Origin of the sequence: Chryseobacterium sp. Leaf201 (genome assembly GCF_001421435.1) — a bacterium.
Lineage (GTDB): Bacteria > Bacteroidota > Bacteroidia > Flavobacteriales > Weeksellaceae > Chryseobacterium.
On the sequence record NZ_LMKA01000068.1, the window covers coordinates 93,964 to 108,793 of the forward strand.

Below are 14,830 nucleotides of genomic sequence, written 5' to 3' on the forward strand. Positions count from 1 at the left end.
GGGAGATTAATTGACCTGATAAATCACGTATTCAATAACATCTATTTTAAAATCAGATTCTAAAGTAAATGCATTGGAAACCGTATTGGTATTGGATATATTCCGGCCGATGGTAAACTGGGAGTTGAGGTTGGATGATTCAATTTTACGGCATGCCACCTCAACCTTCTGATTGCCTGCAGGAACGTTCTGTTCCGTATAGCTCAGCGTAAAAATATAGTCCTGGATGCCTTCTTTTTCCGTGTTGTTGTTTGAAGTAATCTTGTCCGGACGTATAGCCACCAGCTTACCGTTCCTGAAAACGCCACAGGTAAAGGTAACGCTCTGGGAAGCTGTTGCCACAGGTGCTTTCATCTCAACTCCGGTCTGAAACTGGTAGGTAAGCCTGTTTTTCCCGTTCCTGATCACAAAGTTATTTTCCAGCCCTGCAATCTTTACCCACGTTCCTTTGGAAGTGTCCGTAATATTATCGCCGACCATATTTTTATAAATACCGTCCGCTGCCACACCTGCGGAAAGCGTGGAGATACCTGCCTGGTCTGATGATAAATAGGAGTTGATGAGTTTGTACTGCCCTTCTTCCATAAAGGACACATTTAAAGATTTCCACACCGGGGGCAAACCTTCGCCCTGGGATACCAATACCTGCCCGTTGAGTCCGGGATTACCTGTCTGGGCGGAAGTGCCGCCTACTTTTAGTTCTTTTCTTAAGGTGGTTTTCCCGTTTACATCGAGAACAGAATTGGGTGCAGTCGTGCCAATTCCCACCTGCGCGTAAGCCGGAATCGAAATAAGAAATCCGGCTACGCAGTGATACATAGTTTTATTCATAATAAGGGACTGCAAAAATAAAATAAAAATTTTAAAAAAGTAGAGTGCACCCCTATAAAACTATAGAAATTAACTAATTAGGCGATAATTAAATTTTATTAAAAGTAGAATTATTACGACTGACAGCTGTTAGTTTTTTTCATTTTCAAGGATCGATTTAAGAAGATAATTCACTTCTTTTACATTAATCACATTGTCTTTTCTCATCATCAGGTGATTTCCTTCCTTACCGGATTTCTCCTTCAGCTGGGCTTCCCGGGGATTTTGGGTAAGGTAACTGATGATGTGCCTGAATTTGTTGGTCTGATAAAATTTATCCTGAGGATTGCCCGGAAAGTACCCTAAAAACACCCCGTTCTTCATGACAATTTTTTCGAATCCGATTTCTGCCGCGAGCCATTTTAAACTGACACTTTTCAGTAAATTTTTTGCCTCTTCAGGCAATGCCCCGAAACGGTCAATAAGTTCAGCTTCAAATTTCTCCAGATTTTTCTCGTTATCGATTTCCGCCAGTTTCTGATACAGCAGCAGCCTTTCTTCGGTATTTGAAATATACTCATCCGGCAGCATCAGCTCAAGGTCCGTATCAATATTCACATCTTTGGTGGTTTTGAACAGCTTGTTCCTTTCCTCTTCATTTTCAAATAAGTTTTCAAATTCCTGGTCATCCTTTAGTTCCTCCAAAGCTTCCTGCATCAGCTTCTGATAGGTTTCAAAGCCCATTTCGTTAATAAAACCACTCTGTTCAGCGCCCAGCAAATCTCCGGCGCCCCTTATTTCAAGGTCTTTCATAGCAATCTGGAAACCGCTTCCGAGATCTGAAAACTGTTCTATTGCTTCCAGCCGCTTCCTGGCATCGGAAGTCATCATGTCATACGGCGGCGTAATCAGGTAACAGAAGGCCTTCCTGTTGCTCCGTCCTACCCTTCCCCTCATCTGGTGAAGGTCTGCCATCCCGAACCGTTGGGCATCATTGATAAAAATAGTATTGGCATTCGGGACATCCACACCACTTTCGATAATGGTGGTGGAAACCAGGACATCATATTTACCTTCCATGAAATCGAGGACATTTTTCTCCAACTGTTTGCCTTCCATCTGGCCATGCCCTATAATTACCCTTGCATCGGGAACCAGCCTCTGGATCAGCCCGGCAATATCTTTTAAGTTTTCAATCCGGTTATTGACAAAATACACCTGACCGTCCCGCTGGATTTCGTATGAAATAGCATCCCGCAGCGTTTCTTCATTAAACCCGATAATATGGGTGTCAACAGGCTGCCTGTTGGGCGGTGGTGTTTTAATTACCGATAAATCCCTGGCTGCCATCAAAGAGAACTGGAGGGTCCTCGGGATCGGCGTGGCCGTTAAAGTAAGCGTATCCACATTGCTTTTCAGGGTTTTTAATTTATCTTTTACCGATACCCCGAATTTATGTTCTTCATCAATGATCAGAAGACCGAGGTCTTTGAATTTAACCGAACTGCCTGCCAGCTGATGGGTTCCTATAATAATATCAACTTTCCCGTTTTTTAAATCTGCAAGCGTTTCAGATTTTTGCTTGGCTGTCCTGAAGCGGTTGACATAAGCCACGGTTACCGGGAAGTCCTTTAATCTTTCCTTAAAGCTTCTGTAATGCTGGAAAGCAAGAATGGTTGTAGGCACCAGCACGGCTACCTGTTTTCCGTCTGTTGCCGCTTTGAAAGCCGCACGCACCGCTACTTCTGTTTTCCCGAAACCTACATCTCCGCAGACCAGGCGGTCCATTACCGTATCTGCTTCCATGTCTTTTTTCACGTCGATGGTTGCTTTTTCCTGATCCGGTGTGTCTTCATACAGGAAGCTTGCCTCCAGTTCGTTCTGAAGATAAGAATCCTGGGTATAGGCAAAACCTTTGGCTGTTTTCCGCTGCGCGTATAATTTGATCAGGTCGAAAGCAATCTGCTTTACCTTTGCTTTTGTTTTCTGTTTTAAAGATTTCCAGGTAGGAGATCCCAATTTGCTCAGCACCACTTCCCTTCCTTCGGGTCCGTTGTATTTTGAAATCTTATGAAGCGAGTGAATGCTTACATATAATAAATCGCCGTTTTTATAGGTCAGTTTGAAACATTCCTGGATCTTACCGTCATTGTTCACTTTTACCAGTCCCATAAATTTCCCGATCCCGTGGTCGATGTGGGCAATGTAGTCGCCTATTTTCAGAGACATCAAGTCTTTCAGGGTAAGCTGCTCAGATTTGGCAAATGCATTTTTGGCCTTGTACCGCTGATATCGGTCGAAAATCTGGTGATCTGTGTAGACTAAAAATTTATTCTCATGATCTACAAATCCTTCATGAAGTTCGGAAGTAAAACTTTTAAACGGGAGTTCGCGTTCCAGTTCTTCAAAAATCATCTCCAGTCTTTCTTTCTGCTTTTCGGATGAAAAGGAAATCCAGGTATCATAGCCTTCGCTCTGCCGGGCCTCCAGGTCTTCGGCCAGCATTTCAAAATTCTTATGGAAAGAAGGCTGCGGGATCTGATCTGTTTTTATCTCTTTCCATTCTATCAGGCCTTCAATAGGGACACCTCCAAAATCAACCGTCTTAAACTTTTTATAATCGAATAAAAATTCCTGGTCCGAAATAAAGAGTTCCTGCGGAGACCTGTGTGCTATATCTTTGCTTAACGTATCATATTTTTCCAGTGACTTCTCATAAAATGATTTCAGCTTCTGCATGCCGATGATCCCGTTTCTGGAAACGACAAAGCTTTTTTCCGGCAGCAACTGCAGCAGGGAAACACGGCTTCCCGTCACCGTAAAATTCATATTGGATACCAGCTGAAGCTCTTCCACCTTGCTTATAGACAGCTGGGTTTCTATATCAAATGTTTTAATGCTTTCCACTTCATTGCCGAAGAATGTAATCCGGTAAGGCTTTTCATTGGAGAAAGAGAAAACATCCACAATCCCGCCCCGTACGGAGAATTCACCCGGTTCAGAAACAAAATCCGCCTGCTGGAAATTATAGTGGTTCAGCAGTTCATCAACAAAATCAAAATCCAGCTGGTCGCCGACTTTAATATGATGGGAAATGGCTTTAAAATCTTCTTTCTTCAGAACTTTTTCGGATAAGGCACCTGCATAGGCAACAATTACTTTCGGAGATTTGCTTGAGGTGATTTTATTGATCACTTCCGTCCTTAACACCAGATTGGCATTCTGCGTCCTCTCCACCTGATAAGGTTCAAGATGGGTAGCCGGAAAGTACAGTACCTTTTCTTTTCCTAAAAGATTCTCCATTTCCGTGCTTGCGTACAGCGCATCTTCCTTATCATCCAAAAGATAGATCATGTGCTTCTTCCGGGTGAGAAACAGCTCTGCTACAAAAATGGAAACCGAAGAACCGGCACTTCCTTTTACATAAATATGTTGATGGCTTTCCAGTTGGGTAAAAATTTCTTTTCCGAATTCTTTCTGGAGGAGATGCGGAAGGAACTTTTCAGAGATGGTTTTTAACTGCATAAATTGTAGGATATAAACGGGAAAATCGATTCCGGAGCTCCCGGAATCGTTTTGACTATAACAAAGATAATGCTATTTTTTTCTTTACTGTGGTTTCAGTTAAAATCTGAGGCCCGGGCACAAACTTTATGAATATTCTATTTTCTACAGATCCTAAATATCAGTACTTTCCGTAACAATTTGCGTTGATAATTTACTCCAAGATCAAACAATCCATATCTGCATTGGGGGTATAGTGTATCTTCCCGTTCTTTTTGCCTGTATCATACCCCCATTGGGCAACAGCGGTGAGCAACGGAATAAGCGTTTCGCCGAATGAGGTCATTTCATACTCTACTTTCAGAGGTGGCTTGCTTGTGTGTACGGTCCTTTTTATCAAACCGTCTTCCTCCAGTTCTTTGAGCTGCAGGCTCAGCGTCCGCTCCGTAACCATTGGGATGGACTTCCTCAGTTCACTGTAGCGCTTTTTTTCGATGAGATTAATCAGGATCACCGCTTTCCATTTTCCTCCTATATACTTCATAGTGAGGCTTGTGGCACATGGATAATGTTTATCGTCTATACTGTACATCTGTTACTATCATTATTGACCGTTATTGCAAAGGTAATACACTATACCTATGTTTGCAACTGAAAAAAGTATAGTACCGATAGAACAATGATAAGATTGAGAATGTCGGACATTGCTTACTCCAATTAAAAAAGAAGGAAATAATTTAACAACAAATACTTGTAAATATGGATTTTTTAGAGATTGCAAAAAGAAGATACGCAACCAAAAAGTACAACGCTGCTAAAAAAATTTCAGCAGAACAGATTGAGGAACTGAAACAGATCATACGGTTAAGCCCGTCTTCGATCAACAGCCAGCCGTGGAGGTTTACTTTTGTCACCAACGAAACCGTGAAAAAAGAGCTGGCTTCCCAGTCTTATATGAACGAACAGGCGATTAATGATGCAGGTCTGTTGGTGGTGTTCAGTGTTATGGATAATATCGAGCATTTTGAAAAGCGGAATATTGCCATTCTGCCGGAAGGATGGATAACCGGTTTTTATGAACCTATGATAAAAGCCAACGGAGATGCAGCAACACAATCATGGATGGAGCATCAGGTTTACCTTTCGCTGGGTTATTTTTTAAGTGCCTGTGCCAGTATGGGACTTGATTCCACACCCATGGAAGGCATCAACCGTACAGCCTACAAAGAGATATTGCAGCAGGACGGCTATGCCCCATTGTTTGCCGTTACCGTTGGATATGCTGATGTAAGCGATCTGACGCACCCGAGTGTTTCACCAAAATCCCGTTTTGATTTAGAAGAAGTCGTAAAGTCTGTTTAATTTATTTCTTTAAATTCTTCGAAAGTATTATTCTATACTTAATCAGATTCAGTTAAAAATAATCTCGTGAATTCAGGCTTACTCTTAATAAATACTAAATTTTTCTTTTAAAAGTTAAAATCCGCCTTAAAACCAAGGATGGCACACCGTTTGAAAAAAACCATTTAACAAACCTAAAGAAATAATATTATGAAAAAAGCAATCAGAATTTTAGGATTATTCCTACTAACATTTTTTGTAGTCACGACCATTGCATCATGCAGCGACGATGACGATCCGGCGAACAATGACTTCTTCGCAGGGACTTACAGAGGAAGCGTATCTTACAACGACGGGCAGACCAATAACTCTACCAATGACGGAAGTGTTTTTGTAACCAAAATTGCCAGCGGAACAAAGTACAACTTTTCGTTCTCCAACGGAATTCCTGACCTGAATGGAGTGGAATTTAACCAACAGGGTGACAACACACTGGTAATGGTAGGTTCTACAGCCACTTCTTACATCAGGATCGATAACAATGACCTGAAAATTCTTTACATTAAAGACGGTAAAACCTGGACAGCCAACTGTACAAGATAAACCGAATCTGATAAAAAATTACAGCCTGCTTTTCTTACAGAGAAGCAGGTTTTATTTTGTTCTGTTTCAAATAATGCTTAATTGATATTCCTGTTTCTAATTTATAATAAAGATGATATTGTATAAGCCGTTTAATCTTTTTTTAAGCTCTGATAAACTTTAGTTAAGTTTCTGAAATATAGATTTCAAGTCCGGATTTTGTATACCTTTGATGAACAGAATCAAACAAAACAATTCATATGAAAAAATTATTATCTGCCCTGTCCATCGTATTAGGCCTTGGCCTGGCCACTGCCCAGCAGACAGCTCCGGTGGTAAAAGCATCAACCCATCAGACGGTAAAAACAGTGAAATCTGCAACTCCGGCGACAGTAAAGCCGGCGGCTGCTCCCCAGGCAGCAAAAATGAAAAAAGACGGAACCCCGGATAAAAGGTATAACACGAACAAAAACCTGAAGAAAGACGGTACGCCGGACAAAAGATACAAAGCAAATAAATAAACTCAACTTATAGTTATTTTCATAATCAAATTTCGAAGAACCGGTGACCATTCAGTCATCGGTTTTTTTATTGTAAGCTGTAAAAAGTGGTGAAAGATTCTTCAGTTATTTATAAATTTGGAACATGGTAAACTTCCTAAAGAAAGCAGCGGCACTGGCCTGGGCAAAAAGCCACGTCCGGAACGCTGAAAAATTTAAAAAAAATGCGGAACAGAGTCAGGAGAAACTGTTGCTCTCCCTCGTGGATACAGCAAAGAAAACACTGTTCGGGAGAGAGCATACTTTTGAAGATATCAGATCCGTTTCAGATTTCCAGGAAAAAGTAAAAGTTTCAGACTATGAGGATCTGAAACCGTATATCGAAAGGGTAAAAAGAGGACAGGCAAATATCCTGTGGACAGATGTTCCCGAATATTTCGCGAAAACTTCCGGTACCACTTCCGGATCAAAATACATCCCGATTTCCCGGGAGGGCATGCCTTTTCAGGTGAAAGGAGCCCAGAGTGCCCTTTTCCATTATATTGCCAAAAAGAACAATGCAGATTTCGTCAACGGAAAAATGATCTTTCTGCAGGGAAGCCCCGAATTGGAAGAAGTTTTCGGAATAAAAACAGGCCGTCTTTCAGGAATCGTAGCCCACCATATCCCAAAATATTTACAGAAGAACAGGCTTCCGAGCTGGGAAACCAATATGATGGAAGACTGGGAAGCCAAAGTAGATAAGATCGTTGAGGAAACGGAAAAAGAAAACATGACCCTGATTTCAGGGATTCCGCCTTGGCTGATCATGTATTTTGAAAAGCTTAATGAAAAACACGGTAAAAAAATCAAACAGATTTTCCCGAATCTCCAGCTGATCGTAACGGGAGGCGTTAATTACGAGCCTTACCGTGACAAAATGGAGGAACTGCTGGGAGGACCAGTAGATATTGTACAGACCTTTCCGGCTTCTGAAGGTTTTTTTGCATTTCAGGATGATTATACAAGGGAAGGATTACTGCTTCTGACCGATCACGGAATTTTCTATGAATTTATTCCGCTGGAAGAATACGGAAAACCGGATGCCGCCAGATTAACGTTAAAAGAAGTTGAGCTGAATAAAGACTATGCTTTAATTTTAACCACAAACTCCGGGCTTTGGGCCTATTCCATCGGTGATGTAGTGAGGTTTATCGATAAAAATCCGTACAGAATCTTAGTGAGCGGAAGGACGAAGCACTTCACGTCAGCATTCGGGGAACACGTGATTGCCTTTGAAGTGGAAGAGGCCATGAAAGCAACCGTGGAAAAATTTCCGGCACAGATTACAGAGTTCCATCTTGCCCCGCAGGTGAACCCGGCGGAAGGACTGCCTTATCATGAATGGTTCATTGAATTTGAAAAAGAACCTGAAAATCCGGAAACCTTTAAAACTGAACTTGACAGCCAGCTGAGAAAACGCAATACATATTATGATGACCTGATTTCCGGGAATATCCTGCAACCTCTCCATCTTACATTGCTGAAAAAGAATGCTTTTCATGAATATGCAAAATCTCAGGGCAAACTGGGAGGCCAGAACAAAACCCCGAGACTGGCAAATGACAGAAAAATTGCCGGTTTATTGGAAATATATAAACTTTAAACAGATTTTTTCAATTCCGGAAACGTATATTCGAAAAAAATTATAAATTTGGAAAACTAAAAAATAATAATGAGAGCATCTGTACTTTTAAAATCATCTTTATTAACATCGTTATTTGTGATTTCGTCTTGTGCCACTACAAAATATACAGAAGACACCGCAAAAAATGATTACTCTAATCTTGAAGCAGGGAAAATGTATACGGTAATGATGAAAGACGGTTCAAAAAATCAAAAAATGTTATTCCGTAACGTAGACGGTGATAACCTGATCGGGACTGCCGGAAAAAAAGACAGTACAGTGGTAACCATTCCTAAAGCCAGTGTGGCCGCAGTAAGAGACAGCCGTAAAGCGAGAATTACTGCAGGAGCCGTTGTAATCGGGGCTGCCGGTGTTGCAGCTTTGGTATTGAGCTCAACAAGAGCGGATAACTAAAATAGATTTTATCTTTTAGGTCCTATTTACTTTATCATTTAAAAAAATAAGATAAGCCTGCCCTCAAATCAATATTTGAGGGTATTTTTGTCGGATGATATCATTCACCCCGCTCCAGACCTTAAAGAATGTGGAATTCAGGAATCTTCTTACCGGAAGATTTTTTATTGTATTAGCCTTCAGAATGCTTGCCACATTATTGGGATGGTGGGTATACCAGCTGACCAAAGATCCTTTTTCCATCGGATTGATAGGACTTTCAGAGGTAATTCCGGCTGTAAGCTGTGCTTTGTATGCAGGGCATGTTATTGACATGAATGAAAAGAAAAAGCTGCTCCTGATCTGTAATTACGCCTATATTTTCCTGATCGGGCTCTTGCTGATTCCGGCATTTTTTAATGTTGAACTTCATTTTTCGGGGCATCAGATTACCTATTTTATTTACGGGGTTATTTTCTTTACCGGGATTGCCAGGGCTTTCATCGGGCCGATTGTCCCTTCCATGATTCCTAAAATTGTAAAAAAAGAAAACCTCCCGAATGCCGTTACTTTAAACCAGGCCACTTTTCTGGTATCTTCAGTATGCGGACATGCAGCCGGAGGTTTTCTGATTGGATTTTTTGGAGTAAAATGGACATTAATTGCCGTTATATTATTAATATTTTTCGCCTCATTGTTCTTTTTTCAGTTAAATAAACAGTATTCCGAATACAAAAAAGAGAATGTTGACGTTATAGAGAGTATGCGCGAAGGAATTTCTTATATTTTCAGGACAAAAGAGATTTTGGGTGCGCTGTGCTTAGATATGTTTGCGGTTCTTTTCGGAGGTGCCGTAGCCATGATTCCCGTATATGCTTCAGACATCCTGAAAGTAGGTGCGGAAGGTTTCGGGTTACTGAATGCCGCATCAGATATCGGATCCATGTGCATTATCATTATGTTATCGATAATTCCTTTACGGAAGAACCAGGGTAAGATTTTACTGGCTGCCGTTACAGGATTCGGGCTTTGTATCATCGGGTTCGGGTTGTCCCATCTGTACTGGCTGTCTTTCATGTTCCTGATGCTGAGCGGGATGTTGGACGGGATTTCCGTAGTCATCAGGGGAACAATTGTTCAGCTGAAAACGCCGGATCATATCAGAGGCCGGGTGTTGAGTGTCAATTCAATATTTATTATGTCGAGCAATGAAATGGGCCAGTTTGAAAGCGGATTGATGGCGAAGATGCTTGGCGTGGTGCGCTCAGTTGTTTTCGGCGGAACAATGACGGTACTGATAGCACTGATTGTAGGAACCACCAACACTAAATTGAGAAAAATGCAATATTAAAGGCATAAATAGCAATTTATTAAATTAATCTTAAAAACTTTAATTTAAAATTAATAATTTTTTATATTTGTAATATAAAATTTCCCCCTTCATGAAAAAAATTCTACTAATTTTTCTGGGCATCCTGTCCCAGATGTTTTACGCGCAGTCGGACTGTACCTCAGCCCTTGCCGTCTGTGGAAATTCCAGTATTTCCTATACACCGAGCGGATTCGGGAGTGTCCAGGAAAGCCCTCTGGGCAGCGGATGCCTTTCTACTGAACACTTTTCCGTATGGTATACATTCACCGCCTCTACCAGCGGAACCCTTACGTTCCTGATTACCCCGAATGCACAGGCTGATTATGACTGGGCTGTTTTCGGACCGAATAAGCCCTGTGGAAGCCTTGGTACACCTATAAGATGTTCTTATGCTGCTCCTTCAGGAACCGGATTAACAGGTCTTAACATGACTGCAACCGATACCACAGAAGGTGCGGGTGGCGATGGTTTTGTAAAATACCTGGATGTAATTGCCGGTGAAACCTATTATTTAATTATAGATAACTTTTCAGCCAATACCAACGGATTTGTGTTGAGCTGGGACGGTACTGCAACCCTGTCTTCCCCGTTTACGTCTGCGGTTCAGCCGAACCCTTTCATACCGCCGGGAACACCGAACCCGGTTCCGACACAGCCGAACGAGGTAATCATCTGTACCGATCCTGCTGTATTCAATTTCTCGACTTTATCTACAGGTATCGTTAACGGAAACCCGAATTTCACCGTAAGTTATCATACAAACTCAAATGATGCGCTTACCGGTAACAACCCGATTACTACACCGCAAACCGTAAGCACAACTGCGGTATATTATTACAGCATCAGCTATTCTGATCCTGCCAACCCGAACAGTGCAATCAGCAAATGTAAGCAGACGGGAATCTTTAAATTCAAGCAGGGGAACATCACGGCTCTTGATGTTACCTTAACCGAATGTAACAACAATAACCAGGGTACGGCTGTATTTAACCTTACTACGGCTGATGTGCTGCCTTCAGATCCTACCGCCATTAAAAAATATTATCCTACGATGGCTGACCTCAATGCAGGGACCAATGAAATTACCAATCCTTATACTTTCACTTCATCTACAGGTAAAGTATATGTAAAGGTGGCGACATTACAGGGTTGTTCTGATGTTGCCGAGATCACGCTGGCTTTCTATGCAGATTTCACGGTAACAGATGCTACGCTGAGATCATGTTTTATAGAAACGAATCCTTCTACAGCTTTATTTAATCTTACAACAGCAGCGGTAACTACCCTTACAGGAGCTGTTAAAACATATTATCCATCTGTGGCAGATGCCGTAAACGGAACCAACGAGATTTTAACCCCGACTGCCTATATTGCTCCGAACGGCGTGATCTTCGTCAGAGTACAGGATGGAAACGGATGTTATAAAGTTGTTAAAGTAACATTGATTGTATTGCCTCCTGTTTATTCCAATATTCTGGAAGATAAGATCATCTGTATGGAAGATACGACCACTTTAGATGCAGGCCCGGGATTTGTAGCCTATAAATGGAGTACGGGAGCCTCCACCCAGTCTATTACAGACGTTACTGTAGGAACTTATTGGGTAGAACTTAAAACCGGAGACTGTGTTGCGAGACAGGAGGTTAAAGTATACCCTTCCGAACAGCCTGTTATTTCAAGCATTGATATTACAGACAATACCATTACTGCAAATATTGCAGGCGGGACTGCTCCTTACAAATACTCAATTGACGGAATCAACTGGCAGGATTCAAACATTTTCAACAATGTACCGAGAGGTGACCATATGATCTATGTGAAGGATGCCTATGACTGTGATCCTATCACCGTGACGGTTGTGGTACCGAACCTGGTTAATGTAATTACACCGAACGGTGACGGAGTGAATGATATAATTGATTATTCAGCCCTGTCCGGAAAACAAAGCCTGGTATTAAGTATTTTTGACCGGTACGGAGTGAAAGTAGGACAGGCCGACAAGACCACCGGATTCAAATGGGACGGAACCACGGGCGGTAAAAAAGTACCTACCGGAACCTATTGGTATTCTGTAACCTGGAATGAAAATGACAAGAAGAATACGCCATTCAAGTTCTCAGGATGGGTAATGGTAAAAAACAGAGACTAACCCTTAAATAACTAAGAGAAAACCGCTTTTTCCAGGCGGTTTTTTTCACATAAATAAGTATAATACTATTTAATAAAAAAATCATTTCCAATGAAGAAGTTATTACTGCTGACTATTTTATTTTTCTCACAATTGTTGCTCTCACAATCAGACTGTGCCACGGCAATTGCAGTATGTGGGAATTCAGGTCAGTCATATACTCCAAGTGGTTTCGGTACAGTACAGGAAAGCCCTTTGGGAGGATGCCTGTCAACAGAGCATTTTTCCGTTTGGTATAAGTTTACCATTGCTACCGGAGGGACGCTAACATTTGTGATCACACCTAATCCTAATTCTGCCAGTACAGATTACGACTGGGCTGTTTACGGGCCTAACGTACAGTGCGGAAGCCTTGGCTTACCGGTAAGATGTTCATTTTCCGGAGGCGGAGGTCCTACAGGACTCAACATGACCTCTCTTGATACTTCAGAAGGTGCAGGTACCGATAATTTAGGAAATCCTTCTGACCGTTTCGTAAAATACATGGACGTTTTGCCCGGCGAAACCTATTATTTAATCGTAGATAATTTTTCCAGCAATACCACCGGGTTCTCACTGAATTGGGGAGGGACAGCCACACTGGCTTCTCCGTTTACGGATCCAAACCTTACGCCTAACCCTTTTGTACCGCCGGGAACGCCGGGAACAACACCGGGATCACCCAATGAGATCCTGCAGTGCCAGCTTCCTACAACTTTTGATTTCAGCACGCTGACTCCGGGAATTGTTAACGGGAATCTTAACTTTCAGGTTACTTACCATTATACCTCCAATGATGCGCTTACCGGGGCAAACCCCATCACCGCACCTATAACGATAAACGGTACAGATATTTATTATTACAGCATCCATTATCAGGATCCGACCAATCCGGCGAATCCGATCAACAGCTGTACGCAGATCGGGCCGTTTAAATTCAAGCCGGGAAACATCACAACGATGAACGCCACGCTCACCAGCTGTAACATCAACAATGCAGGTTCAGGTATTTTTAACCTGACAACGGCCAATGTATATACAGCAACCCCGGGCTCAACAAAAAAATATTATCCTACCCTTGCAGACCTGAATGCAGGAACCAATGAAATTACCAATTCGGCAGCCTACCCTTCCGCAGCTCCGAAAACAGTTTTCGTAAAGATAACCACGAGCCAGGGATGTGTAGGGACAGCGCAGATCGCCCTGCAGTTTTTCCCGCCTTTACCGGCAGTAAATGTTGCCATTAAAACCTGTAACAATAATAATGCAGGTACGGGTGTTTTTGACCTGACTGCAGCAGACGTATATCCTCCGGGAGGTGTTACCAAAAAATATTATCCTACCCTGGCGGACCTGACTGCAGGAACCAACGAAATCGCTAATCCGGCGACCTATACTTCTGCAGCACCGAAAACAGTGTATGTAAAAGTATCTACACCGCAGGGATGTACGGGACAGTCGGAAATTGCCTTGCAGTTTTACCCGACCGTTGTGGTAAAGGATGCCACTATCGAATCATGTTTTATTGATTCTAATGTGATCACAGCTTCTTTTGATCTTACCCAGGCCAATATTACGTCACAAACCGGTATTACGAAGAAATATTTCGCCACACAGGCTGATCTGCTGGCAGGAACCAACGAAATCCTGAACCCAGCGGCATATATCTCAACAAATACCGTGGTCTATGTAAAAGTAATAAATGCAGACAGCTGTTTTGCGATTGCTAAAATCACGTTAAAAGTTTTGCCTCCGGTAAAATCAAACGTCCTGACCGACAAAATCATCTGTATTGAAGATACAACTACTTTAGATGCAGGACCCGGATTTGACGGTTATGAATGGAGCACGGGAGCCACCACCCAGTCTATTTCAAATGTGACGGCAGGTGCCTACTGGGTAAAACTGAAAACAGGAAAATGCTGGACTTTACAGGAAGTGAAGGTTAACGCCTCTGTACAGCCCGTGATTACCAACATTGAAATCACCAATGATTCTTTCACGGTAACGGTAAACGGAGGAAAGCCGCCTTACAAATACTCCCTGGACGGAGTAACATGGCAGGATTCCAATGTATTTACAGGCCTTCCGAGAGGAGAAAACAAAGTATATGTAAAAGATGCCTACGACTGTAGCCCTATTGATGTCCAGGTTACAGTTCCGAATCTGATCAATGCCATCACACCGAACGGAGACAATGTGAATGATTATATTGATTATTCCGCGCTGGCTTATAAGAAGAATTTAGTCTTAAAGATTTACGACCGCTATGGCAATATGATGTATACCGCTGATAAAATGAGAGACTACAAATGGGACGGTACATCAAACGGTAAAAAAATCGTTACCGGGACCTACTGGTACACCATCACATGGAATGAGAACGATAAGAGCAGTACGCCGACAAAATACAGCGGATGGATACTGGTTAAAAACATACAATAATAATTTTCAGATACTTAAAAATCACCTCAGTTTTGAGGTGATTTTTTATT

General features: G+C 42.0%; 11 protein-coding genes. 8 read left to right on the forward strand and 3 right to left on the reverse strand.

The annotated features are described in order from the left end of the window. Positions 1 to 6: 6 nt before the first annotated feature. The 3 genes from ASE55_RS09385 to ASE55_RS09395 form a co-directional block, all read right to left on the reverse strand. The gene (locus ASE55_RS09385) at positions 7 to 819 is read right to left on the reverse strand and encodes a hypothetical protein (RefSeq protein WP_238585029.1); all 813 of its coding nucleotides are present in this window, start codon (positions 817 to 819) and stop codon (positions 7 to 9) included. Between the two features lie 141 nt (positions 820 to 960). Further along, a complete protein-coding gene (gene mfd, locus ASE55_RS09390; protein WP_056218340.1) occupies positions 961 to 4,335 on the reverse strand; it encodes a transcription-repair coupling factor in 3,375 nt (1,124 codons plus the stop codon). Between the two features lie 193 nt (positions 4,336 to 4,528). Beyond that, positions 4,529 to 4,906: a winged helix-turn-helix transcriptional regulator gene (locus ASE55_RS09395; RefSeq protein ID WP_056218343.1), complete on the reverse strand. Its 378-nt coding sequence runs from the start codon at positions 4,904 to 4,906 to the stop codon at positions 4,529 to 4,531. Positions 4,907 to 5,073: 167 nt separating this feature from the next. On the opposite strand from ASE55_RS09395, the gene ASE55_RS09400 reads away from it, so the two are divergent. From ASE55_RS09400 to ASE55_RS09435, 8 genes are all read left to right on the forward strand, one after another. Continuing rightward, complete coding sequence (locus ASE55_RS09400) at positions 5,074 to 5,676, forward strand: NAD(P)H-dependent oxidoreductase (RefSeq protein WP_056218346.1); 603 nt, start codon at positions 5,074 to 5,076, stop codon at positions 5,674 to 5,676. Between the two features lie 189 nt (positions 5,677 to 5,865). Further along, positions 5,866 to 6,258 carry a hypothetical protein gene (locus tag ASE55_RS09405; RefSeq protein WP_056218349.1) on the forward strand — a complete coding sequence of 131 codons (393 nt, stop codon included), beginning with the start codon at positions 5,866 to 5,868 and terminating at the stop codon, positions 6,256 to 6,258. 239 nt (positions 6,259 to 6,497) lie between these two features. Then, positions 6,498 to 6,758: a hypothetical protein gene (locus ASE55_RS09410; protein ID WP_056218352.1), complete on the forward strand. Its 261-nt coding sequence runs from the start codon at positions 6,498 to 6,500 to the stop codon at positions 6,756 to 6,758. Between the two features lie 124 nt (positions 6,759 to 6,882). Beyond that, positions 6,883 to 8,382: a GH3 auxin-responsive promoter family protein gene (locus ASE55_RS09415; protein WP_056218354.1), complete on the forward strand. Its 1,500-nt coding sequence runs from the start codon at positions 6,883 to 6,885 to the stop codon at positions 8,380 to 8,382. 69 nt (positions 8,383 to 8,451) lie between these two features. Further along, a complete protein-coding gene (locus ASE55_RS09420; protein ID WP_056218357.1) occupies positions 8,452 to 8,817 on the forward strand; it encodes a hypothetical protein in 366 nt (121 codons plus the stop codon). A gap of 94 nt (positions 8,818 to 8,911) precedes the next feature. Further along, positions 8,912 to 10,147, forward strand: coding sequence for an MFS transporter (locus ASE55_RS09425; RefSeq protein ID WP_056218360.1), 1,236 nt, complete (start codon positions 8,912 to 8,914; stop codon positions 10,145 to 10,147). A 91-nt stretch (positions 10,148 to 10,238) separates the two neighbouring features. Next, positions 10,239 to 12,317 (forward strand): T9SS type B sorting domain-containing protein, encoded by a 2,079-nt coding sequence (locus tag ASE55_RS09430; RefSeq protein ID WP_056218364.1) that lies wholly within the window; start codon positions 10,239 to 10,241, stop codon positions 12,315 to 12,317. Positions 12,318 to 12,407: 90 nt separating this feature from the next. Further along, positions 12,408 to 14,780, forward strand: a complete 2,373-nt coding sequence (locus ASE55_RS09435; RefSeq protein ID WP_056218366.1) for a T9SS type B sorting domain-containing protein — start codon at positions 12,408 to 12,410, stop codon at positions 14,778 to 14,780. Positions 14,781 to 14,830: the final 50 nt, after the last annotated feature.